This window comes from Streptomyces monomycini, assembly GCF_022271435.1.
GTDB classification, from domain to species: Bacteria; Actinomycetota; Actinomycetes; order Streptomycetales; family Streptomycetaceae; genus Streptomyces; species Streptomyces monomycini.
In genome coordinates this window covers 1-26,235 of record NZ_JAFIQY010000012.1, presented here as the reverse complement: position 1 = coordinate 26,235, position 26,235 = coordinate 1, and the positions used below count along the sequence as shown (strand labels likewise).

The following is a 26,235-nucleotide window of genomic DNA, read 5'->3' as shown; positions in this document are numbered from 1 at the left end:
CCCCAAACTAGGCCGTACGGGCACCCACCGCCCCTCGGCGGGCGCGTACCGCCGCCCGGACGGCAGGCCCCGCCGCACAATCGCCGCATGGATCTTCCCGTGATGCCCCCGGTGGAGCCGATGCTGGCCAAGGCCGCCCCCGACATCCCGCCCGGCATACAGTACGAGGCCAAGTGGGACGGCTTCCGGGCCATCGTCTTCCGCGACGGCGCCGAGATCGAGCTGGGCAGCCGTTCGGGCAAGCCGCTCACCCGCTACTTCCCCGAGCTGATGGAGACCCTGCGTACCGAGCTGCCGCCGCGCTGCGTACTGGACGGTGAGATCGTCATCGCCCGGGAAGGACGGCTGGACTTCGACGCCCTGCTGGAGCGCATCCACCCCGCCGACTCCCGGGTACGCCACCTGGCGGAGGTGACTCCGGCGTCCTTCGTCGCGTTCGACCTGCTGGCGCTGGGCGACGAGTCGCTGATGTCCGTACCGCAGCGGGACCGCAGGGACGCCCTGGAGACTGCGCTGCGCGAGGCCGCCGACCCGGTGTTCACCGCGCCCGTCACCGAGGACCTCGACGTGGCCCGCGACTGGTTCGAGCAGTACGAGGGAGCCGGGCTGGACGGGATCGTCGCGAAGCCGCCCGGGATGCCGTACCGGCCGGGCCGGCGGGTGATGGTCAAGACGAAGCACGAGCGGACCGCCGACTGCGTCGTGGCGGGCCTGCGGCCGCACAAGAGCGGCCCGGTCGTGGGGTCCCTGCTGCTGGGCCTGTACGACACGGAGGGCCGCCTCCAGCACGTCGGTGTGTGCGCCTCCTTCCCCATGCGCCGGCGACAGGAGCTGATGGAGGAGCTGGCGCCGCTGCGGATGGAGTCCGTCGCGGGCCATCCGTGGGAGGAGTGGACCAGCGAGGAGGCTCAGGCGGCGGGCCGGCTGCCGGGTGGCCCCAGCCGGTGGACGGGCAAGAAGGACCTGTCCTGGGTGCCGCTGCGCCCGGAGCGTGTGGTGGAGGTCGCCTACGACCACATGCAGGGTGACCGGTTCCGGCACACCGCCCAGTTCCGACGCTGGCGCCCCGACCGCGAACCGGCGTCGTGCACGTACGCACAGCTGGAGGAGCCGGTCCGCTACGACCTCTCCGCGGTCCTCGGGGCATGACGCCCGGCGCCGTGCCCGTTCCGCCCACCTGCCGTCGCCGCGCATTCACGAGGTGTACGCGTCACCGAACGACCGTGCAACGCCAGCGGTGTTGAGCTTCACGCAATACCCCGCGAACTCCGCGCTCTTCTCCCGGCCATAATCATTGGCCGCCGCATAAGCGCAGGCACGGGCCGCCGCATAAACACGGTCATGGTCACTTCCGCTGCGCAGGATTCGCCCTGGACGCCGGCATGGACATAAGAGCGCCGGCACATCCTTTCCGACACCGGCAGTGCCATACGCGCTGGTCCCGGCCCCACGGGACGCGCACCACCGGCGCCATTTCCAGGATCGTCACAACCCCGCCACAAACCCCGGCCCTCCCCCCACGACCGCCACCGGACAATTACCGGTCATGGGATGCTGAAGCGTCGGCAGTTCACGGTGGAGACGGGAGAGTACGGCAGCGTGGGGGCAGTGATACGACGGAGTCTGACCGGCGTGTGGGACCGATTCGCGGCGTCCGATCCCGGACTGCTGCGGCTGATGGCGGGACTGCGGACGGTGGCGGCCATCGCGCTCACCCTCGTCGTCCTCGCGGTCGTCGGCACCGACGTCACGCACCTCGTCGCGGGTGCCATGACGGCGATGGTCGCCACCTTCGCCATCAAGGAGAAGCAGGTACGCGGCCAGGCGGTCACCCTCGCGCTCGGCCTGCCGACGGCGCTCGCCGCGGTCTCCCTCGGCGCGCTGCTGCACAGCCAGGTGATCGCGGGCGACATCTTCTTCGTCGCCCTCATCTTCGGCGCCGTCTACTGCCGCCGCTTCGGTGACCGCGGCACCGCCCTGGGCCTGATCGGCTTCCAGACCTACTTCGTCTCCCTCTTTGTCGGCGCCACCCTCGCCGCTCTCCCCGTCCTCGCGCTGACCCTGGGCATCGCCTTCGCGTGCAGCGCCGTCGTCCGCTTCACCGTCGTACCGGAGACCCCGCAGCGCATCCTGCGGTGGCTGCGCGGCGCCTTCCGGGCCCGGGTCGCCCAGCTGGTCGCCACCCACATCGAGCTGCTGGACGCCCGTCCCGACCAGCTCGACAAGGTCCTCGACGACCTGCGGCGGCACACCGCGCGGCTGCACGAGTCGGCGCTGATGATCCAGGGCCGCCTGGAGGACGGCACGCGGGACGCGGCCGGTGCCGCGCTCTTGCAACGCCGCATCGCGGACGCCGAGATCGCCACCGAGCGGCTGGGCGTCCTGCTGCTCAACGCGCGCACCGCCGAGCGTGCCGACACCCTCACCCTCCACCTGCCGCAGGCACCGCTGCCCACGGCGAAGAACGAGATGCCGGCCGAGGACGCCGCGACCGTCACGCTGCGCCGCGACCTCAACGCCCTGCACCTGCTGGTGTCCCGGGGAGCGTCCGACCAGCCGGGCACGGCCGTCGCCCACGTACGCAACCGGCTGCTCGGCTACCGCGACGAGGACAACCTGCCGCGCGCCTCGATCGCCGTCCAGGACGTCTTCCGCGGCATCGGCGAGGCCGCCCGCTCGGTCCTGGGCCTCCGGCTCGCGCTGGACGGACCGCAGGACGAATCCGACGACACCCCTGCCACGACCCGCTCCCGCGAGGAGTTCGACGCCGAGGACGTCGCGCTGGCCGGCGCCGAGGAGCCCGAGGAGGACGACCGCACGGGCCTGGAGCGCCCCACCACCCGGGCCGCTTTCCAGATCGCGGTGGGCTCCACGCTCGCCATCATCGGCGGCGAGTTCCTGTCCGCCCAGCGCTGGTACTGGGCCGTGCTGACCTGCTGGGTCGTCTTCCTCAACACCGCCTCGACGGGCGAGATCATCATCAAGGGCTACCGGCGGCTGCTCGGTACGGTCCTCGGCGTGGTCGCCGGGGTCGGGCTCGCGGGCCTGGTCGGCAACCACACCTGGACGGCGTTCGCGCTCATCCTCCTCTTCGTCTTCGCCATGTTCTTCACGGCGCCCCTCTCCTACGCCCTGATGTCCTTCTTCGTCACGGCGATGCTCGGCCTGCTCTACACCCTCCTGAACACCTACAGCCTCGACGTCCTCATCCTGCGCATCGAGGAGACCGCCCTCGGCGCCGCCTGCGGCATCATCGCCGCCGCCATCGTCCTGCCGGTCCACACCGACCGGCGCACCGACGACCTCCTCGGCACCGTCCTGACCAAGCTCGACGAGGTCGTCTCCGCCTCCGTCGACCAGCTCAGCGGCGCCCCCGCCGCCGACCTGCTGGGCCTCTCCCGCGACCTGGACACCGCCCTCGACGAACTGCGGGCCTCCACCCGCCCGCTGACCCACCCGATCAGCCCGCTCCGCGTCCGCCGCCAGACCGTCCGCTACCTCGTCGCCCTGCTGGAGACCAGCGCCTACCACGCCCGTTCCCTGGCAGCCACCGCCGAACTGCTCCCGTACAGCAAGACCATCGCCGCCGACCCCCGCCTGGAACGCGTCGGCCGGCGCATCGCCCACAACATCGAGACCATCACCGCCCATGTACGCGGCGACAAGACCGACGCCAAGGTCAGCTCCGGCGCCACCATCATCTCCCTCCTCGAATCCGACGGCTCCGGCGCGCCGAACCCCGGCACGGTGACCTACCGCGTCCTGCGCCACCTCCAGCGCCTCGACGAGGGAGTCTCCGGCCTCGCCCGCCCGCTGGGCGTACCGGTGGCGGGACGGCCGGAGCCGAAGGGCAAGAACAGCGACCGTCGCGGGGCCGAGTCCGCGCGGGCCTGAAGCCGCCGGGTCAGCAAGGTTCGGAGGCCTCCGACAGGCCGTCGGCCCCGCCCTCCAGGCCGGAGCCGACGGCCCGACCGGTCTCCCGCGCCGTCAGATACGGCCTGACATCGTGCGCCTTGGCGCCGTTGTGGACCAGTCGGTCCTCGACCCGGTCGCCGAAGGCCGGCGCCAGGGTCTTCACCAGGGCGACCACGTCACCGCGGTCCGCGATGTTGCACCAGGCCCGCACGCCCGCCGGCCAGACCGCACGTCCTTCCGCCGGAGCGGGCCGCAGCCGGTCGAAGACGATGTTCCGGACGGCGAGCGGGGAGCCCAGGGTCACCAGGGTGAGGTCACGCCGCTCAGGGTGGGCGCACAGCCACTCGTAGGCCACCACCGAACCGAGTGAATGGGCCACGATCACCCGGGTCCGGTCGGTCACCGCGGCGGTCATCCGGCTCTGCACCTGCCGCCGTACCGCCGAATCCGTGAGGTAGCTCCGCACCTGGCGGACGCCGGCAATCATCAGCCGTTCGCTCAGCCCGGCGAAGAAGGACGAGTGGCTGAGGGCGTTCAGGGCCCGCTGGACGACGTACGGGGTTCTCAGCCGCGTACGGTCGCCCGGCCCTTCGACACCTGCCTCCTGGCGGGCGGCCTGTTCCCACCACGCCAGCAGCATCGCGCGCTCCAGGTCGTCGGTGACATCGGAGGCGTCCAGGTCCGGCACGCCGACGCCACGGTGCCCGGCGGGGCGGAAGAGGTCACCGTAGAACGCCATGGTCACTTCCGCCCGGTCCACCCGGGCACCGTTCAGGGCGAGGCCGTCGGCGAGGCAGGGGTACCAGCTGTCGGCCAGCGAGTGCCCGCCGCTGACCTGCTGGCCGATGCCGTGGACCAGGACTATGCGGCTCATGGGCGCTCCTCTGGCCGGCCGTCCGTCGCCCGGAGGAAGGACAAGGCGGCCAGGCCCATGTCCGTGGCGAAGAACACCTGTCCGTCGTCGGTCATGGCGAGGTCGTTGATGCCGCCTCCCAAGTCGGCCTCGGCGAAGCAGACGGAGGTGTCCAGGTCCCAGACCCGCACCAGCCCGTGGCTGTCGGCCACGAGGGCGGTGGGCCGGTCGTGGAAGGTGGACAGTCGTACGGTGGTGAGCGCGCCCGGAGAACGCTCCGCTTCCACCGGTAGCGCGCGCCCGGTGGCGATCTCCCACATCCGCAGTCGTCCGTCGCCCGCGCCGGTCAGCGCCACGTCACGCCCGTCGACTTGGCCGATCTCCACGGCCTGCGCTCCCGACGGGTGACCAGGCAGGACCGCTCCGAACGGCTCGCCCGTACGGAGGTTCCACAGCCGGACCGTGCCGTCCAGCGAGGCACTGGCGGCAATCTCGTGTCCGGAGAGTGTGGCCGTCCGCATGTCTTGTACCTGCGCGCTGTGGCCGCTCATGGGAGCGCAGACGGGTGCCTTGGTGGTCAGGTCCCAGATGTGGATGGACCGGTCGTAGGAAGCGGCCACGATCAGCGTGCGGTCGGCGAGCGGGTGGATACGCGCCAGGTTCCAGCGGCCCGGTTGCTCCCACAGCAGCTCGCGGCTGCTCACGTTCCAGACCTCCATGGCCATGAAGTCACACCTGACCATGAGGCACGCGCCGTCCACGTCGGCAGTCGCCAAGGAGGAGAGCAGCCGGGCGGAGGTCAGGTGCGGAGCCGCGGCACGGCCGTCCTCCAAGGCATGGGTGCGTAGCGTCCCGTTGTCGGCACCAGTGACGACGGTCTGTCCTCGTGCAGTATTGCTGATGGCAACCGCCTTCAGCCTCATCTGCCCGCCACACAGCGGCTCGCCCACAGGCTGCATGGTGTTCAGATCCCACACCCGCACCTCGCGGAAGAACGCGGTGATGCCCAACGGTCTCCCACCGTCCCGGCCGAAGACGAGCCCGGGGGCCGTCCGGTTCCGGACGCCGGCCACTTGGCCGACGATCGGTGCTCCCAGCGCGTCACCGGTTTCCGGGTCCCACATCCGGACAGTGTCGTCGGAACTCATCGAAGCCACGACGTCGCGCGTACCGATGCGCCCCAGGACACCCGACCACACCGTGCTCACATGACCTGCGAAGGGTGTGCCGACCAGGGTGCCCGTGCTGATGTCGTGGAGGCGAACGGTGTTTGCCACATTCGTGGACAACACCACCGGCCGGGCTCCGAGGAAGGCGGCACCGATGGTGAACACTGTGTCTTTCCGTTTCTCGGCACTGAGGTGGTGTCGCATCGTCGCGGACAGTTCCCCATCGTGGTCGGTGAGGTCCCATACGTAAGCGTGGTCGAGCGAGGTGGCGACGGCGATCTCGGTACCGCGGCCACACTGCCGTATCGCCAGATGGGTCACGGACCCGATGTGCCCACTGAGCGGTCCGAGCAATGACCGGTGCGTCATGGTGTCCCAGACGCGCAGAGTTCCGTCGCCGCTGCCGCTGATCAGGACGGTCCGGCCCGCCACTGTGGTCAGGCCCAGACAGTTCACACTGTTGGTATGGCCTTCGAGCGGTGGGCCCAGCTGTTCGCCGCTCAGCACGTCCCACAGCCGTACGGTGCTGTCGGAGCCGCCCGTCACCGCGAGCACGCGACCGTTCACCGTTCCCAGAGCCGCCGATTCCACGGCGCCCGCATGGCCTTCCATGGGCCTGCCCACCTGATCACGTGTGCGCAGGTCCCACGCCCTGGCCGTGCCGTCCTCGCTGCCGGTCATCGCCAACGGCCGACCGCACCACTCCGTGAAGGCCAGCGCGAGCACCCGGTGGGTGTGGCTGCCGGCCGGCTGGTCGGCCGTCAGGTCCCAGATGCGCGCCGTACGGTCCGTGCCCACCGTCACCGCCATCGGACTGTCAGGGCGGTCGGACAAGGCACTGCTCCGGATCTGGCCGACGTGTCCCCGCAGGGGGTGGGCGAGCTGCCGCAGGGTGCACAGGTCCCAGAGCTTGGCCTCCTCCTTGCCGCTCGTGAGCGCCACCGGAGTGCCGTTCAGCACTCCGGCCGCGACCGCATTGACGCCGCCCCGGACGAAGTGCACGTGCGCCGCCACCGGCTCCCCGATCTGCCGACGCTCCGCCAGGTCCCAGAGCGACACCATCCCGCTGCCGTCACCGAGCAGCGCCACCGCACGCCCGTCCCGCTCGCCCATCGCCACGGCAGTGATCTCGTCGATGTGGCCGGTGAGCCAACCGCCGTCCGTTTCCGGCTCGCCGCCACTCAGCAAGGTCGTGAGGTCCCAGACGTAGGCCCGCTTGTCCGCTCCTCCGGTGAGGGCGACAGGGCGGCCGCCGACCTCCCCCAACGCGGCGGAATGAACCGTGCGCTTGTGCGCCGTCATATCCCGTCCCAGCTGCCGTCTGCTCGCCAGGTCCCACAGGCGCGCGGTACCGTCCGCACTCGCTGTGAGGGCGACCGGGCATCCGTTGATGCCAGTGATCGCGATGTCCATGACGGAGTTGGTGTGACCCGCCAGTCCTTGCCCGTACTCCTGCCCCGCCGAGAGATCCCAGACCCGTACGCTGCCGTCCAGCCCGCCGGTCAGAGCGACGGTGTAGTCGCCGATGTCACCGATCGCGACCGCACTGACGCCGATGCCGACGGCGAGCGGCTCGCCGATCTGCTGCTGAGTGGTCAGGTCCCACACACGAGCCGTCCGGTCGTTGCCACGTCCGCCCGTCACCGCGATGGGGCGTCCGTCGAGAGCGCCGACAGCCACGCAGCCCACCCAGCCTGTATGCCCGTTGAGCAGCCGGTGCGTCCCGCTGGCCGACCACCATGCCCACCGCGTGGACCAGGGCAGTGCCAGACCGAGGCCGTCGATACGATCGGCAAGTGCGTCCGCCCCGCAGCGCCGTGACGAGAGCTGGAGTTCGGCGGCACGATGGCTCAACACGCGGTCGGGCGCCATACGGTGCGCGATCTGCTCGTACGAACTGCGGATACGACGCGGACCGTCCGCCGCCTCGTCCACCGAGACGGAAGTCAGGGCGCGCAGCAACGCCAGCGACTCGCTGGCGAGCAGAAAACCAGGGTCCTTGATCAGGGTGACGAGCTGCCCGGCGGCCTCCGCATGCGTGGCCAGATGCTGCCGCACGTACGGCGGAGCCGCGAACCAGTCCGGCGATACCCCGTCGGGTGCCCGGGGCACCGTAGCGGTCAGCGCATCGACGACCGCCCGCTGAATTTCCTCCGAAGACCGGTCAGCGGTCCTCCTCAAATGCTCGGCCAGCGCCTTGTGGTAGAGGCGGTAGGCCGAGCGCCGGTCATCGTCCGTCACCTCCGCGATGTATGCCTCGGCCACGTCGAGCACCCACGTGATGTCCTCCTCGGTGCAGGGCGCGCCCGAGATGACGGAGGTGAGCGTCGTCCAGATGTGTCCGCGAGGCAGCCCCTTCCCTTCGGAGAAGGCCAACGACAGCAGCATCCGCCGGACCCGGGGTTCGTCGGGGCCGAAGCGGGCGAGGTAATCGTCGAAAGCCTCCCCGATCTCGCTGGGCAGTTCATCGGCCCAGCCCGGTCGTGACACGTCCACCGCGGCACCGTCCGAACGCAGGGTACGGGCGGTGGTCCTCGCGTACAGGTACACACCGGCGGCCCGGCCCGCCACCTCACAGGCGACCGTACGGGCCAGCTCCTGCCGCTCGCGGTACGGCGTCGGCACCCCGGGTTCCTCGGCGGCCAGCAGCACCTTCGTCACGTAGCCGGTCACGTCGTTCTCGTCGGCCCGGTAGACGGGGTCGTCCAGGTCGAGCACGGTGAACGTGGGGCCGAGGCTGGTGACCAGTTCGTGGCGGGTGCCCACCAGCAGCCGTACGCCGGAGATCTCGGACATGGGGCGCAGCAGTTCCCGGGTGATCCGGCGCGGCTCGCCGTGCCCGCCCGCGTCCGCCGCGGTGTCCGAGCCGGCCTCGTCCACGGCGTCGACCACGATGACGACCGGCGCGCCCTGCCGTCCCCGCCGGGTGAGTTCCTGGAGCAGGGCCGCCGTTCCGCCGGGTTCCGCCCCCAGGGTGCGGGCGATCCGCTCGACCACCTCCTCCAGCCGCTTGTGGCGCGCGTGCACGGCGGCCGTGACGCATCCTTCGGGGACGATCGTCGTCGGGTCGACGCCCGAGAGGTCGAGCCGGTCGCGGTAGAGGCTGTCGGACAGAGCGACCACCCTGCCCAGCACGGCCGACTTGCCGCACCCCGGGCTGCCGGTGACGACCCGTCCACGTCCGTCTCCGTCGGCTGCGGTGAGCCACCGCACCAGGTGCGACAGGACGCGGACCCGGCCGCTGAAGTAGATCCCCTGCTCCGACTCGAACTCGACGCCCCGTGAGCGGGGGCCGAAGTGTTCCGTGAGGTCGTGGCCGGCCACCCGGCGCTGGACCTCCAGGTCCGTACCGACCGGCGGCAGGTCCTCACGGAAGCCGCTGTTCGGGAGGAACGGCGCCAGCCCGGTGACCAGCCCGCTCGCCAGCTCCGCGCGCTGCCCCCGGCCGTCGGCGTCGAGGCGCTCGTTGACCGCCTTGACCAGCTCGGTGAGGTCCAGGTACTGCTGCCGCTGTCCCGTACGACCGGTCGTGGTCTCCACGGCGGCCCGGAACGCCGATACGAACGTCCCCTCCTGGGCGACGTCCTTGCGGCGGGCGGACGCCAGGAACCACAGCCCGGTCGAGGTGTCGCCACCGCTCTGCCGGTACACGATGGTCTGGAGCGCGACCCCGGCGCCCTCCGCCGCTCCGGCTCCGCCCGCGCAGGTGTCCAGGACGACCAGGAGCCGGCGGAGCGGCCCCTGGCAGAGAATGCGCACCACGTCCTCGGTGGCCAGTGCCGTCGCGGCCAGATCGTCGTCCCGGGAGTCCCAGCACAGCAGGTAGTGGCGCCCCCGGTCCTCGACCACTCCGTGGCCGGCGAAGTACAGTACGACGACGTCGTCGGCCGTCAGCTCGCAGTCCCTGGACCAGTGACTCAGTTTCCGGCGGATCTGTTCGGCACCGTCGTACTCCCCCAGTCCGGCGAGGACGCGCCGGTATCCGAATTCTTCCAGCAGTTCCGTCATGGCCACGATGTCCGTGGCCACGACCGGTAGTTGGTCCTCCTCGGGCAAGTTGCAGTAACGCCCGCTCCCCAGCGCGATGAATAATCGCCGCCCCACGCCTGCCCCACCGCCGTCCCCTGCGCGCTGCACCTGCATCCGGCCGGCCCGCCACGGCACACATGCCGTACGGGGCCGGATGTGCACACTAGCGTCGGCGATTTTCCGGTACACCGATACGGAACGGCCAAGATGCCGCACCGCCGTCCGCCGCTCCACCGGCCGCACGTGCGGCCCTGTCACGTGCGGCCGGTGGACCAGCCGGTGCTCGGCGATATCTTCGACGGTGGGCGGCTCGCGGAGGAATGTCAGGAGCGCAGCGTGTCGAGGTCGGCTTGTGGACGTGGACCGGTACGTCGTAGTCGCCGAGGCCCGCGATGTGGTCCTCGTGCGCGTGGCTGACCAGTACCAGGTCCGCGGGTGGCGCGTCCGCAACGAGCGACAGTGACGGGTCGATGACCAGCGACGCGCTCGTGCCCCGTACGAGCAGCGAGTTGGCGTACGGGTAAGCGCCCGGCCGGGGCGCACCAGCACACTCACCCCCGCCGTATTCCTCCGCGATATGTCCCGTGGTGCGTGTTGCCACGGCTATCGCTTCCCCGCCCGGTCCGACAGCCGGTCGAGCGCCCAGGCGGCCCGCAGCGCCGGGGCGTTGGCGACCGGTGAGGGAGCGAAGCGCGGCCGCTTCCGCCATACGGCGCCGAGGCCGCCGTGGAGGGCCCCGCCCGCGAGCCGGTCGGCGAGCAGCGTGCCGAGGTAGGGGGTCTGGGCGAGGCCGTGGCCGTTGCAGCCGAGCGACGCGGGTCCAGTCCCGGCACAGCTCGCGCGCGTGCGGGTCGAGGAAGACGAAGCGGGCCTGGTTCCGCTCGGCCGCGGGGAGCGTGCGTCGTGGAGCCTGGCGTCTTCCGCACCGACTTCCCCGACACCAGTTCCCCGTGTCGACCGCGGGCCGGCGCCACACCGCCTACGACGGCACACCCGCCCACACCACCCTGGACTGGATCGACACCGCCAACCACACCCAGCTCGGTGACCCGGTCAAGGGCGCCGCCCTGAGCTACGAGATCACCAGTGGGGACGAGCTCCCCCAGCATCTGGCCTTGGGCCGCGACGCGATCGAACGTCAGCTGGTCAAGATCCGCGGTCTTCAGCACGACCTCGCGACCTGGCAGGACGAGTCCGCCGCCACCGCCGAGAAGCCTCCGCGGACTCTCGCCGAGGAGCCTCCGCGGACTCCCGGGCGCCTGCCCGAAAAACGGCACCGCTGCATTTACACTTCTGCTGCTCCGGGAAGGCGGACGCGCACATGTATGGAGGAGCTTGTTGGCACATTCCTGGCTCTCCGAACGCCGTCGGGCAACCTGGAGTTTCGCCATTTCGGCCTGCACGGCGGCAGTTCTGGTCTTCGCGGTCGACGACAGCATCATGCAGGTATCAGCAGCGGACATCGGCGTATTCGCGCTGTTCGCCTATCTCTCCAGTTATCTCGTCGCCACACTGATCGCTTTTTCGACGGCCGGCCCGGAGCGGATCCGTCTCTGGGCGCGACGCACGGCCCGCGGCACGGTCGTCCAGCGGTACGTGCTGGGGACCGCGCCCGGGCCCGGGGTGTCGATCTCCATCGCGGCCGCCGCCCTCGCGGTGTCGGTGGTGTGGCGCCCCGGGTACGTCGCGTCGTCGCTCCCGCTGGCTCCCCGTGTCGCGGTGGCGCTCGTCCTCGTCGCCGACGCCTGGGTCTGTGTGATGGCGTCCTTCGCGGTCGCCTTTCACGCCGACGACCTGTTGGAGAACCAGCGCGGGCTGGAATTCCCCGGCGCAGAGCCCGTGGCCTGGGCCGACTATGTCTATTTCGCCCTGTCGGTCATGACGACATTCGGCACGACCGACGTGAACGTCACCTCACGGGAAATGCGACGGACGGTAGCGGCCAACGCGGTCGTCGCCTTCGTCTTCAACACCGTCATCGTGGCCAGTCTGGTAGCCGCTCTGGACAAGGGCTGAACCGGCCGCGTCCTATCCGAGAAAACTCAGCCGGACCATACGGTTCGGATTGTCCCCGTTCGTGTCCACCAGGCAGACGGACTGCCAGGTGCCGAGCGCCAGCTCGCCGCTGACGACGGGAAGCGTGGCGTGCGGCGGTACGAGTGCGGGCAGCACGTGGTCCCGGCCGTGGCCGCGGCTTCCGTGCTGGTGGCGCCACCGGTCGTCCGCCGGGAGCAGGTCCTGCAGCGCGGCCAGCAGGTCGTCGTCGCTGCCCGCGCCCGTCTCGATCAGGGCCACACCCATAGTTGCGTGCGGTACAAAAACATTGAGCAGACCGTCCCGGCCGTCGGCGACCTCCCGCAGGAAGGACGCGCACTCCCGGGTCAGGTCGTGGACCACCTCTTGCGAACCGGTCCTGACGTCGATCTCTCGCGTCGTGAAACTAGCAGCCATATGCCGATCCTCTCAGATCGGACATACGAATCGCGGCACGCCGGCCGCCCGACCCGCGCGCAACGCCCGCGCAACAATGGTCCAGCAGGCGAGACGCTGTTTGACCCTTCTTCAGGCGCGCCGCTACGTTCAGCGCCATGCCTACGTCAGCCCGGCTCACCACGCGCGGTCACATCGACCTGCTGCGGGTGGCGTCCTCCGCGTGTCGCCGCGGCTGTTGATGTCTTCACGTCGCTGACGTCCCGGCGCTCCGTCGGCGTACCCCAGGTCGCCGGTGCCACTCGTGCCGCTGATCGGGCGGCGTTTCCTGACGGTTTTCGACGCCTGAGCTGCGTGCTCCGGCGTGTTCTTGGCGCATCCCTTTCCCTTCATGGGTTCGGTTCGGCGCAGCCGTGCCGCGTACCCGGTGCCGTGCTCCCGCGGTACGCGGCGCGGAAGGGGTGAGCTGCCGCCTCTGACTTGGAGTGTTCATGACTGTTGATCAGGCCGCGCCGGCCGGTGCCGCGCCGCCGCGCGCCGAGCGGCCGGTGGCGCCGCGGACGCCGGTGTCGCCGACGGCCGGGCCGCGTACCGGGCCGGAACTCGTCCCTGTCGTACCCGTGTCGGCAGGCCACCGAAGCGCACCGCGCTGGCTGCGCCGGGCCGTGGTGCCGGTGTTCCTGCTCGCGCTGTGGCAGGTGCTGAGTGCGAGCGGGGCGCTGGAGAGCGACATCCTCGCCTCGCCCGGGAGCATCGCCCGTACGGCCTGGACGCTGGTGTCGGACGGGACGTTGCCGTCGGCGATGTTCGTGTCACTGCAACGTGTCGCCGTCGGGCTCGTGATCGGCGTGCTCGCCGGGGTGCTGCTGGCGCTGGCGTCCGGGCTGTCGCGGCTGGGTGAGGACCTGGTGGATCCCGTGGTGCAGATGCTGCGGTCCGTGCCGTGGGTGGGGGTCATCCCGCTGTTCATCATCTGGCTGGGCATCGGCGAGGCGCCGAAGATCGCGCTGATCTCGCTCGGTGTGGCTTTTCACCTGTATCTGAATGTGTACGCCGGGATTCGCGGCGTGGACGCGCAGTTGGTGGAGGCCGGTACCTCCCTGGGACTCGGGCGTTGGGGGCTGATCCGGCACGTCGTACTGCCGGGGGCGTTGCCGGGTGCCTTGACGGGGCTGCGTTATTCGCTCGCCACCGCCTGGCTGGCGCTCGTCTTCGGTGAGCAGGTCAACGCCGACGACGGCCTCGGGTTCCTGATGAACCAGGCCAGGGAGTTCTTCCGCACCGACGTGATCGTGGTCTGCCTGGTGGTGTACGCGGCCCTCGGGCTGCTCGCCGACTTCATCGTCCGCACTCTCGAAAGGCTGCTGCTGCAATGGCGACCGACGTTCACCGGCCGGTGACGGAGACAGTTACGGGGCCCGCGCCGGAAGCGGCGAGAGTGCTGGATGGCGCTGCTGTACGGGTGCGGGGGCTCGGCCGGGCGTTCGGTGGCCGGGCCGTCATCGACGGGCTGCGGCTGGACGTGGCGCCGGGCGAGTTCGTCGCGCTGCTCGGGCGCAGCGGCTGCGGCAAGTCGACGCTGCTGCGGGTACTGGCCGGGCTGGACCGGGAGGTCGAGGGCCAGGTGCTGGTACCACGGCGCAAGGCCGTCGCTTTCCAGGCGCCCCGGCTGATGCCATGGAAGCGGGTGTGGCGCAATGTGCTGCTCGGGTTGCCGGGCAGACCGGAACGGGGGCTGGCGGAGCGGGCCTTGGCCGAGGTGGGTCTCGGGCACCGTGCGGATGCCTGGCCCAAGACGCTGTCCGGCGGTGAGGCTCAGCGGGCGTCACTGGCCCGCGCGCTGGTACGCGAACCCGACCTGCTGCTGCTGGACGAGCCGTTCGGTGCGCTGGACGCGCTGACGCGCATCAAGGCGCAGAAGCTGGTGGCCGAACTGTGGCAGGAGCGCGGCTGCGCGGTGCTGCTGGTCACGCATGACGTGGACGAGGCGCTGCTGCTGGCCGACCGCGCGCTGGTGATGGAGAACGGTGTGATCGCGTACGAGAACGAGATCGACCTGCCCCGCCCGCGCGACATCGCCGACCCCCGGTTCGCCGACCTACGCGCACAGTTGCTGGACCGCTTGGGTGTGGAGGGGGTGCACAGTGCTGTCGGGCAGTGAGGCTTCGCAGGCGGCGGAGGACATGAAGCTACGCAACGGACCTCGCATCCATGCGCGTAACCGGCCGCACCACCCGCCCGCTTCAGTGCACGACTCCCCAGCCACCCCGTGGCATCGCTCCCGAACCTCCCGGAAACACCGGACGACCTCCCTCCTGCTCCCCCTCCTCCTGACGCTCACCGCGTGCGGCGGGACGTCCCGGGCGAACGGTTCGGAGAGCGGCGGAGCCCGAGGCGGGACGGACGGCAAGGGGTCGGTGACCCTCAACGTCGGTGATCAGAAGGGCGGTTCCGAGGCCGTTATGCGGGCGGCCGGGGAACTCGAAGACCTCCCCTACCGCATCCAGTGGTCGACCTTCACCTCCGGCCCGCCCCTGCTGGAGGCGGTCAACGCCGGGGCCGTGGACGTCGGCGGGGTCGGCAACACGCCGCCCGTCTTCGCCGCGGCCGCGCACTCGAAATTCAAGGTGATCGCGGCGACGCACGGCTCGTCCGCGGGCGAGACGGTGCTGGTGAAGAAGGACTCCCCGCTCACCCGGCCCGCGCAGCTGAAGGGGAAGTCCATCGCGGTGGCGCAGGGCAGCTCCGCGCACTACCAGCTCGTGGCCTCCCTGAAGAAGGCCGGGCTGACGCCGCAGGACGTGACGCTGAACCACCTCCAGCCGGCCGACGCGCTGGCCGCGTTCAGCCGCGGCCGGGTGGACGCCTGGGCGGTGTGGGACCCGTACACCTCGCAGGCTCTCGACCAGACCGACGCGCGGATCCTGACCACCGGCGAAGGTGTCGTCAACGGTCTCAGCTTCCAGGTCGCCGCGCCCGCCGCCCTGGACGATCCCGAGAAAGCGGCGGCGCTCAAGGACTACGTCGACCGGCTGCGGCGGGCGCAGGACTGGGTCCACGGGCACCCGGACGCCTGGGCGAAGGCGTGGGCCGCGGAGACCGGCCTGCCCCGGGACGTGGCACTGGCGGCAGTCAAACGGACGCGGGGTACGGCGGTGACGGTGGCCCTGGACCCGCCGGCCGTCGCATCCGAGCAGCAGATCGCCGACACCTTCGCCGCGCTCCGGCTGATCCCCGGCCGCGTCGACTTCTCCTCCTTCGTCGACACCCGATTCAACGGCAGCCTGCCGCCTTCGAGCACGGCTCCGCGTACCTACGACTCCGCGGGCACCGGCAGTCCCCCGGGCGCCGGCGGCCCTCCGCACACCGACAGCTCTCCAGGAAAGGCCGGCTGAACACCGTGACCGTGCATCTTCATTGGTTCCTGCCGACCGGCGGCGACGGGCGCACCCTCGTCGACCGGCACGCGTACACCGACGGCGGCGTCCGGCGCGACCGCATCACCCCGGTCAGCGGCGTACGGGCACCCGACATCGACTACCTGGCGCAGATCGCCAAGGCCGCCGAGCAGCTGGGCTTCGAGGCGGTCCTCACACCGACCGGAACGTGGTGCGAGGACGCCTGGCTGACCACCACCGCGCTCACCCAGGTCACCGACCGGCTGAAGTTCCTGGTGGCCTTCCGGCCCGGGGTGATCTCGCCGGTGCTGGCGGCGCAGATGGCCGCCACGTACCAGCGGATTTCCGGGGGCCGGCTGCTGCTGAACGTGGTGACCGGCGGCGACTCCACCGAGCAGCGGCGCTTCGGTGACGCGCTGGACCACGATCGGCGCTATGCCCGTACGGACGAGTTCTTGCAGGTGGTACGGGGTGTGTGGGGTGGCGCCCCGTTCGACTTCCACGGGGAGCACTACCAGGTGGAGGGCGGCCTGACCGCGCTGCCGCCGGACCCGCTGCCGGAGATCTTCTTCGGCGGTTCGTCGGCGGCCGCCGGGCCGGTCGCCGCCCGCAACGTCGATGTGTACCTCACCTGGGGCGAGCCGCCCGAGCAGGTCAAGCAGAAGATCGACTGGATCTCGGGGCTCGCCGCGCGGGAAGGCCGTACGGTGCGCTTCGGCATCCGGCTGCACACCGTCTCGCGCGATTCGGCGAAGGAGGCATGGGCCACTGCGGACCGGCTGCTGGGCGACCTGGACGCGGACACCGTGGCCGCAGCGCAACAGGCGCTGGGCAAGAGCGAGTCGGTGGGCCAGCAGCGGATGCTGGCCCTGCACGGCGGTTCCCGCGACAAGCTGGAGATCTCCCCGAACCTCTGGGCCGGGGTGGGCCTGGTGCGCGGCGGGGCGGGAACGGCGCTGGTCGGCAGCCATACGGAGGTGGCCGACCGGATCGAGGAGTACCACGCGCTCGGCATCGAGCACTTCGTCCTGTCCGGCTATCCGCATCTGGAGGAGGCGTACTGGTTCGGTGAGGGGGTACGGCCCGAGCTGGCCGCCCGGGGGCTGCTGCCCGGTGTCCTCGACCGGCCCGGTGGTCCGGCGGCCGGCGGGCGTCCGGCCTCCGCCCCGGGGGCGGCGCCGCTGCTGGTCGCGGGAGGACGTTGAAGGGGCGGGGGCTGAAGGGGCGGGGACTGAAGGCGTAAGGGTCTGCGGGGCCGCGGAAGATTTTCACCCCCACCCTGACTGGTAGAAACATGAACAACATCGGGGTGCGGGAGACCGAGGTCGTCGTGGCCGGAGCCGGCCAGGCCGGCCTGGCCGCCGCCTTCCACCTGCGGCGGGCGGGGTACGAGCCGGACCGGGACTTCGTCGTGCTGGACCACGCGCCGCGGCCGGGCGGCGCGTGGCCGTTCCGCTGGCCCACCCTGACGTACGGGAAGGTCCACGGGATGCACGCGCTGCCCGGTATGGAGCTGACCGGCGCCGACCCGGACCGGCCGTCCTCCAAGGTGATCGGCGCGTACTTCGGCACGTACGAGCGGACCTTCGGGCTGCGGGTGCACCGGCCGGTGGACGTCCGGACCGTACGCGACGGCGCGGACGGCCCGCTCCTGCTGGAGACCTCGGAAGGGACGTACGCCACCCGGGCCCTGGTCAACGCGACCGGCACCTGGGACCGGCCCTTCTGGCCGCGCTTCCCCGGCCAGGAAGTCTTCACAAGGCGCCCTGGTCCGCCACCCCATGTTCAACCGCATCACCGAAACCGGCGTCTGCCGGCTGGACGGCGCACGAGACGACGGCGTGACCAGAATCGACGCCGACGCCATCCTCTACGCCACCGGCTTCCACCCCACCCTGGGCCACCTGGCCCCGCTCCAACTGAGCGAGCACCGGCCGCCGGAACAGTCACCTCGGCGCACCTTCGCGGCGGAGGCGGCCAGGACGCTTGAGCCGCACCGCGCCGGCAAACGGCTGCCCGGGACAGGGCTGCCCAGACACCCTTCACGCCGTCCGCTCGAAGGCCGGGCCGCCTGCTTCGTCCGGGTCCGGCGCGGTTGCGGTCGGAGGGCATGGGTCGGTGGGACCGCTTCATGACTGGCGGTGTCGGCCCGCAACCGCCCGAGCGGGACATCAGTCGGCCTGCTCCCGCCCGGCTGATGACGGCCAGCTCTCACCCCGGCCCCTGCCCGAGGCCCCGGATGCTGTGCGTGCATGATCCTCAGTTCACCAGTCAGACCGGTCGGCGTGCTCCGCCCCGACGGGCCGTACAGGGCCCTGGGCCGGCGTCCCGACCACGCTGTGCCGGCTCGCGGCTACGAGACAATCGGCCGCCGCCACCGCCACCAGCGGCGGACGCTGGACAGGCTCGTCACCCAGGATCGCTGACGGCATCCGGCGGCGCCCCTGCCCTTTCCTTTCCGGATCTGCTCTTTCCTGCCCTCTACTTTCCTGTTCCGCCCTTTCCTGTCCCGCCGTCGGCCGGTCTGCGGAGGACGACGTGGTCCGGCGCCGCGCCGCTCTCCCCGAATTCCTATGAATTCGCCGACTCGTCGCGCTCCATCACCCTCGTCCCGATTCCCCTTCCCCTTCCCGATCCCCTTCACGATCCATCCGCCTGAAGGCTGCCCCGTAAGCGCTGGTCCCGAATGAGATGGTCTTGCCGTGTTGGTGTGATCACGGCGTCGGAGCCCTGTGCCCCTATCCACCGAAGATCGATAGCAGCGACGGCTCGGCATACCGGAAAGGTAGGTAGTAGGCTCTGTGACTTGTCGAGACCCTGGGGAGGGTTCTTGATCGACTATCGGAACGAGCAGTACGAGCACTGGCCGCACTACGAAGACATCACCGACAAGTACTACAGATCCGGCCGGTTCTTCTACGGCGAGGACAGGGGCGGGCAACTGCAGACAGGACGGGTTGTCGCCTTCTACCGGGCGTCCAGTGGAGTCATCACCCCTGCTATCGAGCCGGTCGTACGATTTTTCGATCAGGAGGGGAAAGAAGGTCTGCCCGAGTATGTATCTCTGGGAATCCGGACTGAGAGATATTGGATGGGCCAGACGGTTCAGGACGTGGAGAATGCGTGGCGGGAAGCCTCGTCCGCTGGATCTTGGCCGCAGCCGCACGGCCGGCAATGGATTCACAGCGCTGCTCCGTTTTACGTCGACCCGGCGCACTACCTGCTGTACTACGCAGCCCTGGGTGACGAGGGGGAGACCTACCTCGGCCGGGTCGTGGGATGGGATCCTCCCAAGTTCGCCGACGAGCTCCCGACGCCGATAGTCCGCCTCTATCGACCGGATGGCGATCTTGACGGGGAAGGCAAGTACGTGGGGTTGGACCTGCCGGACAGCTACTGGATGACAGGGTCCCTCGAATCGGCCCGGAAAGACCTCGCAGAGGAAATCACCCGGAGATCAGCGGAACCGGGCCTTCCTGACGGCCCCTGGACGCGTGGCGCTGAGGAATGACGGCGTCCATTCCCTCTTCGCACGCCTTCCAACCGCCTCGCCGGCGCAGCGGACGGCGGGCCACGCGGCTCGCGGGCCGGTTCGTGCTCACACCTGCGCGTGGGTGAGAACGGTGTCACGGGGGGCAGGTGGTCCGGGGCGGGTAGAGCGCGTGGCGAGGGGCGTACACCGGTGATTCGAGACGGAGAATGTGCGCCTTGCCGCCCGCGGCGGGGCTCGGTGCCGTGGTGACGAAGGCGATGTGGCGGGTGCCGATGACGGCGGTGACCGGGGGTGTGCCCTGCCGGTCGGTGCGTTCGGTACGGGGTTCGAAGCCGGCCTGGCGGCAGTGGCCGATGAGGAGGTCGGTGTAGGCGGAATGGCCGGGGGCCCCAGACCATGAAGGGCTCGTCGGCGAGTTCGGGGAGGGTCACGGTGGTGCGGGCGGCGAGGGGGTGGTCGGAGGCGACGGCGATGTGCAGGCGCTGGTGGCCCAGGGTGGTGCGGGACAGGCCGTGGGCTGCGTGATGAAGTGGTCCAGTGCCTCACCCTGCCGGTCCTCCGGGTAGAGCGCGCACATCAGGAGGGCCCGCGGTCGCTCCCTGAGCGGGAAGGCGGCCACGTGCTTCTGCAACTCCAGCACGTCCAGCTCGCGCGCGAGGCGGTCCTCCCGCACCTCGAGCCGGTGGTCGCCGAGCCGCACCCGCTGCGCGTCGAAGTAAGCGCTCCGGAGGCCCTCCAGGGGCTCGCCGTCGCCGTCGTCGACGATCTCCGCGCGGACCGTGTACCCGCCGGCCCTGGACTTCAGATCCAGCTCAGGAAGCGCCTTACGGATCTTGTACATATACGTCCGCAACGCCATCACCGCGCTCGGGTTCGGGTCGTCCCAGACCATGCCGATCAACTGGTTGCTGCTCAGCCGGATGCCATTGTTGAGCAACAACGCCGCCAGCACCGCCCGCTGCTGGCGCGGCCCCGGCCCGATCTCCTCTTCGTCGCGCCAGGCACGTACCGGGCCCATCAGTGAGAATCGCAAACTCATACCGCAGCACAACGCCCGCGCGCATGCCCGGCTTCCCCGTACCTGTCGCGGTCACCGAGAGGGCTCGGCGGGGGACCGTTCACGGCGAGGGCGAGATCACGACGGCGGGGTGGTCGAAGCGTTTGGTGCCGGTGCCGTGGTGGGCGCTCCGGCGGGTGCGGAAGTCGTCGCTGCGGGTGGACGGCTCACCGACTGAGTCGTGCAGCTCCTTGTCGTGGCGAGCGCGTCCGGTTTCCGTACGCAGGCTGGCCACAGCGGTGTCGGCGGCCTGTTCCCCTCCCACCGTCCGTCGACGCGCGGTCAGCCGACGCCTGGCTCGGTACGTGTGACGGTGACAGCGGCCGGCCTCAGCCGGGCTGGGCAACACGACAGCGGGTGGCCACAGGCTTACCTGTGACCACCCGCCGAGAACGCTCAGCCCTTACGAGGACACCACCGGTGAGTGCCGACCCAGGGATGCGTACCCCCGTCGGCCGACGCTCCCCTCGAAGCCCTGCACCATCAGTCGGCGGCCAGCCGTTGCAGTGCGACCATCATCCGGTCCAGCGTCGCGACGTAGGCATGGAACTTCTGCTTGACTTGCAGTTCTTCGTCCGTCGTGGTGCTCACCGAAGCGAATGCGCTCAGGAGATTCTTGACCGCGCGGGCGTGCTCGTCCAGATCCGGGATGTCCGAAGCGCTCAGGTCGCCGCTGTCGACCTGGCCCGCATAGCCCGCGATCTGATAGTCGATGTCGAGCAGGTCGGAACCCAGATCCTGCAGCTTTCCGGGTTTCGGGCGGTCAGGGTAGGGCATGGCGCGAAATGCCCGGTAGGCATGCCGGAAGTCGGAGCTGCCCGTCAGTCCCACCATGTCACGATCTTCCCGTCGTCGGTGTAAATGCCTTCACCACTCCACAGGCCACCCTTGATTTTCCAGCCCTTCTTGCCGTGCCCCACCTCGACGCGAATGCGGTCCTTGGCCGGTGTCTTGTCCCAGAGGGCCTTGGCCTCCTTCGTGTATTCGGCGAAGGTTCGCCCCTTGCCGTGCTTGCCGATGTGGTACCTGGCGCTCTCTTCAACGCTACTGCTTCGCCCCTTGTCCCACTCCTCCATCGCCTTGAGGTCTTCGTCGCACCAGTTGTTGTCGTTGTGGACGAGGACAGGCTGGTCGCCGGCGACCACGTAGTAGGTGTGCAGATCGGCGACTGTCAGGTTGTGGACCCGCTGGCCGGGCACAGTCCACGTCTTGATGGCGTTGACCGGCACCGACGCCCCGGAGCTGCTGAGCAGCTTCATTCCGGGCTTCAGCTCTGCGGCGTCGAGCCATGCGCCGTTGCCGCCGGTCTCCCAGAAGCGGTGCTTGTCGGTGGCGACGACGGTGCCGCCGGACTGAGCGCCGGAACGGGGGACGGTGATGCTGACGAGGTTCTTCTCGCCGCTGCCGGTGATGGTGTCCTGGACGGCCTTCGCCTCGGTGCGGCCGGTCTGCGGGTCTGTTGCGATCACCCGGTCGCCGATGCGGACGTCTTCAATCGGCTTGGTTTGGTGACCGGCCATCAGGACGCGGGTGCCCGGGACGAAGCTGTTGGGCCGGCATCTCTTCTTGAGCCCCTTCAGCGCCTTCACCTTGAGAGCGCTCATCGCGAGGTCGGGAAGGCACTTGGCGGACTTCGTCTGGAGGCAGTGCTCGATTTCGTCGGCACCTATGTACCAGGCGATCAAACGGTCCAGATAGGTGGTCGTGATGCAGCCCATGCCGCCGGCCCCGTCACCACCGCAGACCAGGACCGTCTCACCCGGCTTCAGGTCACCGTTCCCCCAGGCTTCGCGGCGCCATGTGAAAAGCCGCTTTTCCAGGGAAGCACGAAGCTCCTTGTCCGAGATCGGCTTACTGGGCTTGAGTGCCTCTTCCCGTATCTGGGCCTTGAGCTCCTCGACCAGCTTGTCAGCCGCGATCTTCAATGCCTCGGTGGACGCCTTGGCAGCCGCGAGAGCGTCCTGGTCGGCGGCCGCGGCGGAGTTGCGCGCCTGATAGGCGGAGGTGTGCGCCTGCGACGAGTAGTGCGAGGCGCGAACCGCGGAATGCTGGGCCTGCTGTGCGGACTGCTCCGCGGCCCGTGCGTCCTTTTGTGCGGCCGCGGCGGCGTTGCGGGCCGTCTTGGCGGACGCGGCGGCCCGCTTGGACGACTCCTCTGCCTGGTCGGCCGACTTGTCGGCCTGCTGGGCGTACATGGCCGCGTCGTCGGAGGACTTCTTCGCCGCGTTCTTCCACTTGATGGCCTCGGCGGCCTCGTTGCGGGCATGCGCCGCCACCCGCTGAGCCTCGGCCGCGTCCTTGTGCGCAAGGGCTGCCGACCGGTCGGCAGCCGCCAGCAGCGTGTCGATCTCGGCGATGTGGGCGGCCGCGTTGGCATCGCGCTGCTGCGCCTTGTACAGGCCGACCTGCAAGAAGGACCGCAGTCCCGACGCAGGGCCCGACAAGGCCGCCTGGGCCGCCGACTTGGTCTCGGGACCGCCGTTGGCCATGGCCTGCGCGGCGGCGACGCGGTCGTCTGCTTCACGGGCCTCGTACTGACCGGCCATCAGGAACCGGTACAGGTCGTCCGCGGTGCCGTCCAGTGCCTTGTTGGCGGCGGCCTGCACGCCCGGACCGCCTGTGGTCATGAGCTGAGAGACCGTGATGCGGTCGTCGTGTTCCTTGCCCGGGTAGGCCCGGGTACGCAGGAACTCCCGCACCTGGTCGATCGGCTTGTCCACCACGGCCACGGCAGCCTGCCGCTGCTCGGGCTTCTCGGCGGTGGCCGCGATGTGCGCCACGCTGGCGCGGTCGTCCTGCTCCAGGGCGACCGTCAGCCCGGCGCGTACGAACTCGGACACATCCGCGTCGGTGCCCTCCAGCGCCATCTCGGCATTGCTGCGGACCCAGGTCCCACCGGAGTTGAGGAGGTTGACCGCGAGGTGCCGCCCCTTGGCCGCGGCGACCTTCGGGTCGGTGGCGGCTTCGGCCTCCTTGCGCAGCTCTTGCGTCTCGGCATTGAGCTGGTGGATCCGCCCGGCCTCCCATTCGGCAGCGGCGACCTCGGTGTCATGGGCCTTCTTGGCCTCTTCGGCCGCGAGGATGTTCTCGTCCTCTTGTTCGGCCAGCCGCTCGGCGTCGGCCTTGCGCGCCAGCGCGGCCACGTTCTTCGCCTGCTTCGCGGCAGTCTGCGCGTTGTTGGCCGCCGTCGTCGCGGCGTCGGCTGCTTCCTTGGCCTGCTTGGCCGCGTTCACCGCCTTGCCGGCCTCGTCCGCGGCTTTCTCCGCTGCCTTGGCCGCTGCCTCGGCATGCCGCGCGGCGTCATTGGCGGCGTCCCGTGACTGCCGTGCGGCCTTGGCGGCGTCACGGGCGTTGGCCTCTGCGGCGTTGGCCGCACGCGTGGCTTTGTCGGCCAGCCGCTTGGCCCTGGCTGCCGCGGACCTTGCCTCCTCGGCCTTGCCGCCAGCCTGGCCCGCCCACTGGCCCGCCTCGGCCGCTGCCGCGGCGGCCGCAGCGGCATTGACGCCCGACCGGGCCGCGGCCCCCGCCGCGACCGCAGCGTTCTCTGCCGCTTCGCCGGCGTGGTCTGCGGCAACGGCTGCCTTCTTGGCTCCCGCAGCTGCTTCGCGGGAGACCTCCGCTGCTTTACGGGCCTCCTTGGCGCGGTTGGCATCACCGGCGGCCGCCGCAGCGGCCGATCTGGCCGAAGCCGCTGCGTTGCCTGCCCGGCTGGCGGCATAGGCCGCCTGGGCCGCAGCGCTGGAAGCCACCCGTGCTGCCCGGTTGGCGCCCGCGGCCGCGGACACCGCCGTACGAGCCGACTGCGCCGCCCGGTCGGCCGCGGCGGCCGCTCTGCGGGCAGCAGCGGCGGCCTCCTGCGCCGAGGACTTGGCCTCCTTGGCCTGACGGGCTGCTTCTTCCGCTGCCGCCTTGGCCCGGGCCGTGGCCTTCTCGGCCTTGGCCGCTTCCTCCTTGGCCTTCTCGGTCAACTGCTTGGCCCGCTTCTGGGCCTTGTCGGCGAGCTGCGCCAACTGGGATACGGACAGCTTCTCCTGGTCACGCGCGGCAGCGACCTGCCACCCGTGGTCCAGGAAATCCTGGATGTCTTCGGCGGAACCGTCCAAGGCCTGCTGGGCGAGCTTCTGCACATTCGGGCCGCCCGCCACCATCAGCTGGGAAACCTGGACGCGGTTGTCGTCCTCGGCCGGCTTGAGCTGCCCCTGGCTGATGAACTTGCGCCAGTCTTCAGGAGTGCCGTCCAGCGACTTGCCCGCCGCCTCCTGCACGCCCGGGCCGCCGGCGGCCATGATCTGCGAGACACGGACGCGCAGGTCGTCGTCGTACGGCTGGACAATTCCGTCGTCCAGGAAATCCTGGAGCTCCTTGACCCCGCCGTCCAGTGCGATGTTGGCGGCTTCGCTCACTCCCGGACCGCCGATGGCCATGATCTGTGCGACCTGGACGCGCAGATCCTGTTCCTCAAGGGCCGGGAGGTCCTTGGCCATGAAGGTACGGATGTCTTCGTCCGAGCCCTGCAATGCGGTTGCGGCGGCCTGGCGTACTCCGGGGCCGCCGACTCTCCATGCCTCCAGGACGTCCGACCGGCCGTACACCGGTGTGTCAGCGGCTGCGGCCGACGGTGCGTCCATTCCGGCGGCCAGGGTCAGGCCCATGACCGCGGCCACGACGCCGCGCCATCTGGGCGCGCGTCTGTATCTGGTTGCCAATGTCTTCTCCTTCATCCCACGAGAGGGTTGAGGTGCCTTCTGGTCCCGGCAGGCCGGCCAGGAATTCCTGCCTGCCGGAGAATGTGCCGAGAGGTCACTTCGCGGCGCAGTAGCCCTGCCGCCACTTGAGGAACTCGTCCGGACGGTTGGTGATCATTCCGTCGATCCCCCACGACGTGGCCGACTTCCATTCGCTTTCACGGTCGACCGTCCAGACGAACGTCCCGACACCGGCGGCCCTGAGCTGATTCACCACGCCCGGCCGGGCCGAGAGTCCCTTGAAGCCCACTGCGTAGGCGCTGAGATTGAATGCGCGGGCGGTCGCCACGGGATCCGCGTCGAGCTTGGAGCGCAGCAGTGCGACCTTGAATGTGTGGGGAGAGGCGGCCGCGTGGCGCACGATGCCCTCGTCGAACGACTGCACCATGGTGCGCTCGGCCATGCCGGCTTCGACGACGAGCCCGAGTGCGCGGTCAAGGTCTGCCGATGGCTGGGGCCCCTTGAATTCCAAAAGGAGCCGCGCGGACCTGACCTTGGGCGAAGCCAGTACCTGTTCGAGCGTGGGAACGCGTCCGCCGCCCTTCACGGTCAGCTTGGCGATTTCCTCAGCCGTGAGCTGATCGACGCGTCCTTTGCCGTCGGTCGTCCTCTCCACGGTGTCGTCGTGCATGATGACGGGCCGGCCGTCCTTGGTGAACTGCACATCGGTTTCCACCCAGTCCGCGCCGTGATCGACCGCCGCCTCCAGGGACGCGACGGTGTTCTCCGGCGCGAGCTGGGGAGCGCCGCGGTGCCCGACCGTTTGCGTCGGAGAGCAGTGGGCAGTGGGGCCTTCCCCCGAGATACGGATGTCGTCGATGGTCCCGGCGGCGTACTCCTGCCAGGAGCTCTTGTAGAAGAGCCGGCCGATCTGCAGGCCGCCCTTGGCCTGCCACGGGGTCGTGAACTTCACCGTCTGCTGAAGCTGGCCGTTCACAGCCAGCGAGACCGTCTGCTGGGAAGCGTCGTACGTACCTGTCAGATGCGTCCATTCGCCGGACCTGGCTGAGGCATTGCTCATGGCGCGGACGATTTTCGTGTCGTCGGTATCGGCGGCGTGACGGTTGAAGACCCACTTGTCATAGGTCTTGGAGTAGTAGATCTGAAAACCGCTGGCGTGGTCACCGGCCTGCGACAAGAACGTGT

The 26,235-nt window shown here is 70.1% G+C and carries 18 protein-coding genes and 2 pseudogenes; 10 read left to right on the top strand and 10 right to left on the bottom strand.

The features are described from left to right. Positions 1–87: 87 nt before the first annotated feature. Together JXZ78_RS16355 and JXZ78_RS16350 are read left to right on the top strand one after the other, a co-directional pair. Entirely contained in the window at positions 88–1,149 is a 1,062-nt protein-coding gene (locus tag JXZ78_RS16355) for an ATP-dependent DNA ligase (RefSeq protein WP_030019116.1), read from the top strand. 528 nt (positions 1,150–1,677) lie between these two features. Then, positions 1,678–3,894, top strand: a complete 2,217-nt coding sequence (locus JXZ78_RS16350; protein ID WP_050502292.1) for an FUSC family protein — start codon at positions 1,678–1,680, stop codon at positions 3,892–3,894. 10 nt (positions 3,895–3,904) lie between these two features. On the opposite strand, the gene JXZ78_RS16345 is transcribed toward JXZ78_RS16350, so the two are convergent. From JXZ78_RS16345 to JXZ78_RS16330, 3 genes are read right to left on the bottom strand one after another with little or no spacing between them, the layout of a single operon-like run. Further along, positions 3,905–4,789, bottom strand: coding sequence for a hypothetical protein (locus JXZ78_RS16345; RefSeq protein WP_030019114.1), 885 nt, complete (start codon positions 4,787–4,789; stop codon positions 3,905–3,907). Continuing rightward, positions 4,786–10,080 carry a caspase family protein gene (locus JXZ78_RS40295; RefSeq protein ID WP_275127845.1) on the bottom strand — a complete coding sequence of 1,765 codons (5,295 nt, stop codon included), beginning with the start codon at positions 10,078–10,080 and terminating at the stop codon, positions 4,786–4,788. Before JXZ78_RS40295 ends, JXZ78_RS16345 begins: the two co-directional genes overlap by 4 nt. Before the next feature lie 49 nt (positions 10,081–10,129). Next, positions 10,130–10,942: an MmyB family transcriptional regulator gene (locus tag JXZ78_RS16330; protein WP_341865872.1), complete on the bottom strand. Its 813-nt coding sequence runs from the start codon at positions 10,940–10,942 to the stop codon at positions 10,130–10,132. Between the two features lie 362 nt (positions 10,943–11,304). Here JXZ78_RS16330 and JXZ78_RS16325 point away from each other — a divergent pair, with 362 nt between their 5' ends. Further along, on the top strand, positions 11,305–11,982 hold the full coding sequence (locus JXZ78_RS16325; RefSeq protein WP_030019112.1) for a DUF1345 domain-containing protein: 678 nt from the start codon (positions 11,305–11,307) through the stop codon (positions 11,980–11,982). A gap of 12 nt (positions 11,983–11,994) precedes the next feature. On the opposite strand, the gene JXZ78_RS16320 is transcribed toward JXZ78_RS16325, so the two are convergent. Continuing rightward, positions 11,995–12,417, bottom strand: coding sequence for a secondary thiamine-phosphate synthase enzyme YjbQ (locus tag JXZ78_RS16320; RefSeq protein WP_030019111.1), 423 nt, complete (start codon positions 12,415–12,417; stop codon positions 11,995–11,997). A 137-nt stretch (positions 12,418–12,554) separates the two neighbouring features. Here JXZ78_RS16320 and JXZ78_RS41055 point away from each other — a divergent pair, with 137 nt between their 5' ends. The 7 genes and pseudogenes from JXZ78_RS41055 (at position 12,555) to JXZ78_RS16290 (ending at position 19,305) form a co-directional block, all read left to right on the top strand. Continuing rightward, positions 12,555–12,638, top strand: a complete 84-nt coding sequence (locus JXZ78_RS41055; RefSeq protein WP_372498428.1) for a putative leader peptide — start codon at positions 12,555–12,557, stop codon at positions 12,636–12,638. Between the two features lie 249 nt (positions 12,639–12,887). Then, a complete protein-coding gene (locus JXZ78_RS16315; protein WP_238783159.1) occupies positions 12,888–13,796 on the top strand; it encodes an ABC transporter permease in 909 nt (302 codons plus the stop codon). Further along, positions 13,769–14,557 carry an ABC transporter ATP-binding protein gene (locus tag JXZ78_RS16310; RefSeq protein ID WP_030019109.1) on the top strand — a complete coding sequence of 263 codons (789 nt, stop codon included), beginning with the start codon at positions 13,769–13,771 and terminating at the stop codon, positions 14,555–14,557. The genes JXZ78_RS16315 and JXZ78_RS16310 overlap by 28 nt, the downstream gene beginning before the upstream one ends. 154 nt (positions 14,558–14,711) lie before the next feature. Further along, positions 14,712–15,791, top strand: a complete 1,080-nt coding sequence (locus JXZ78_RS16305) for an ABC transporter substrate-binding protein (RefSeq protein WP_050502290.1) — start codon at positions 14,712–14,714, stop codon at positions 15,789–15,791. Between the two features lie 5 nt (positions 15,792–15,796). Continuing rightward, the gene (locus JXZ78_RS16300) at positions 15,797–16,999 is read left to right on the top strand and encodes an LLM class flavin-dependent oxidoreductase (protein WP_030019107.1); all 1,203 of its coding nucleotides are present in this window, start codon (positions 15,797–15,799) and stop codon (positions 16,997–16,999) included. Between the two features lie 89 nt (positions 17,000–17,088). After that, positions 17,089–17,568: pseudogene (locus JXZ78_RS41050) on the top strand (NAD(P)-binding domain-containing protein); the annotation flags it as partial. Between the two features lie 1,056 nt (positions 17,569–18,624). Then, positions 18,625–19,305, top strand: coding sequence for a hypothetical protein (locus JXZ78_RS16290; protein WP_030019106.1), 681 nt, complete (start codon positions 18,625–18,627; stop codon positions 19,303–19,305). Here the strand turns inward: JXZ78_RS16290 and JXZ78_RS16285 are convergent. The 6 genes and pseudogenes from JXZ78_RS16285 to JXZ78_RS16260 all read right to left on the bottom strand — a co-directional run. Further along, the gene (locus tag JXZ78_RS16285; protein ID WP_238783176.1) at positions 19,188–19,760 is read right to left on the bottom strand and encodes a hypothetical protein; all 573 of its coding nucleotides are present in this window, start codon (positions 19,758–19,760) and stop codon (positions 19,188–19,190) included. The two genes, JXZ78_RS16290 and JXZ78_RS16285, sit on opposite strands and share 118 nt — an antisense overlap. Further along, positions 19,715–20,326 (bottom strand): AfsR/SARP family transcriptional regulator, encoded by a 612-nt coding sequence (locus tag JXZ78_RS16280; protein ID WP_030019105.1) that lies wholly within the window; start codon positions 20,324–20,326, stop codon positions 19,715–19,717. The genes JXZ78_RS16285 and JXZ78_RS16280 overlap by 46 nt, the downstream gene beginning before the upstream one ends. A 100-nt stretch (positions 20,327–20,426) precedes the next feature. Beyond that, positions 20,427–20,630, bottom strand: a pseudogene (locus tag JXZ78_RS16275) (MmyB family transcriptional regulator); the annotation flags it as partial. A gap of 197 nt (positions 20,631–20,827) precedes the next feature. Beyond that, positions 20,828–21,178: a hypothetical protein gene (locus JXZ78_RS16270; protein ID WP_030019103.1), complete on the bottom strand. Its 351-nt coding sequence runs from the start codon at positions 21,176–21,178 to the stop codon at positions 20,828–20,830. Then, the gene (locus tag JXZ78_RS16265; RefSeq protein ID WP_238783157.1) at positions 21,166–25,050 is read right to left on the bottom strand and encodes a polymorphic toxin-type HINT domain-containing protein; all 3,885 of its coding nucleotides are present in this window, start codon (positions 25,048–25,050) and stop codon (positions 21,166–21,168) included. Before JXZ78_RS16265 ends, JXZ78_RS16270 begins: the two co-directional genes overlap by 13 nt. A 94-nt stretch (positions 25,051–25,144) precedes the next feature. Next, the coding region (locus tag JXZ78_RS16260; RefSeq protein ID WP_238783156.1) for a glycerophosphodiester phosphodiesterase family protein at positions 25,145–26,235 on the bottom strand (1,091 nt) is incomplete at its 5' end.

Bases quoted from the DNA above. Each gene is read 5' to 3' on its own strand.
- JXZ78_RS16310 (WP_030019109.1), top strand. From the start codon at position 13,769: ATGGCGACCGACGTTCACCGGCCGGTGACGGAGACAGTTACGGGGCCC.
- JXZ78_RS16350 (WP_050502292.1), top strand. From the start codon at position 1,678: ATGGCGGGACTGCGGACGGTGGCGGCCATCGCGCTCACCCTCGTCGTC.
- JXZ78_RS16270 (WP_030019103.1), bottom strand. From the start codon at position 21,178: ATGGTGGGACTGACGGGCAGCTCCGACTTCCGGCATGCCTACCGGGCA.
- JXZ78_RS16355 (WP_030019116.1), top strand. From the start codon at position 88: ATGGATCTTCCCGTGATGCCCCCGGTGGAGCCGATGCTGGCCAAGGCC.
- JXZ78_RS16315 (WP_238783159.1), top strand. From the start codon at position 12,888: ATGACTGTTGATCAGGCCGCGCCGGCCGGTGCCGCGCCGCCGCGCGCC.
- JXZ78_RS41055 (WP_372498428.1), top strand. From the start codon at position 12,555: ATGCCTACGTCAGCCCGGCTCACCACGCGCGGTCACATCGACCTGCTG.
- JXZ78_RS40295 (WP_275127845.1), bottom strand. From the start codon at position 10,080: ATGCAGGTGCAGCGCGCAGGGGACGGCGGTGGGGCAGGCGTGGGGCGG.
- JXZ78_RS16280 (WP_030019105.1), bottom strand. From the start codon at position 20,326: ATGAGTTTGCGATTCTCACTGATGGGCCCGGTACGTGCCTGGCGCGAC.
- JXZ78_RS16345 (WP_030019114.1), bottom strand. From the start codon at position 4,789: ATGAGCCGCATAGTCCTGGTCCACGGCATCGGCCAGCAGGTCAGCGGC.
- JXZ78_RS16320 (WP_030019111.1), bottom strand. From the start codon at position 12,417: ATGGCTGCTAGTTTCACGACGCGAGAGATCGACGTCAGGACCGGTTCG.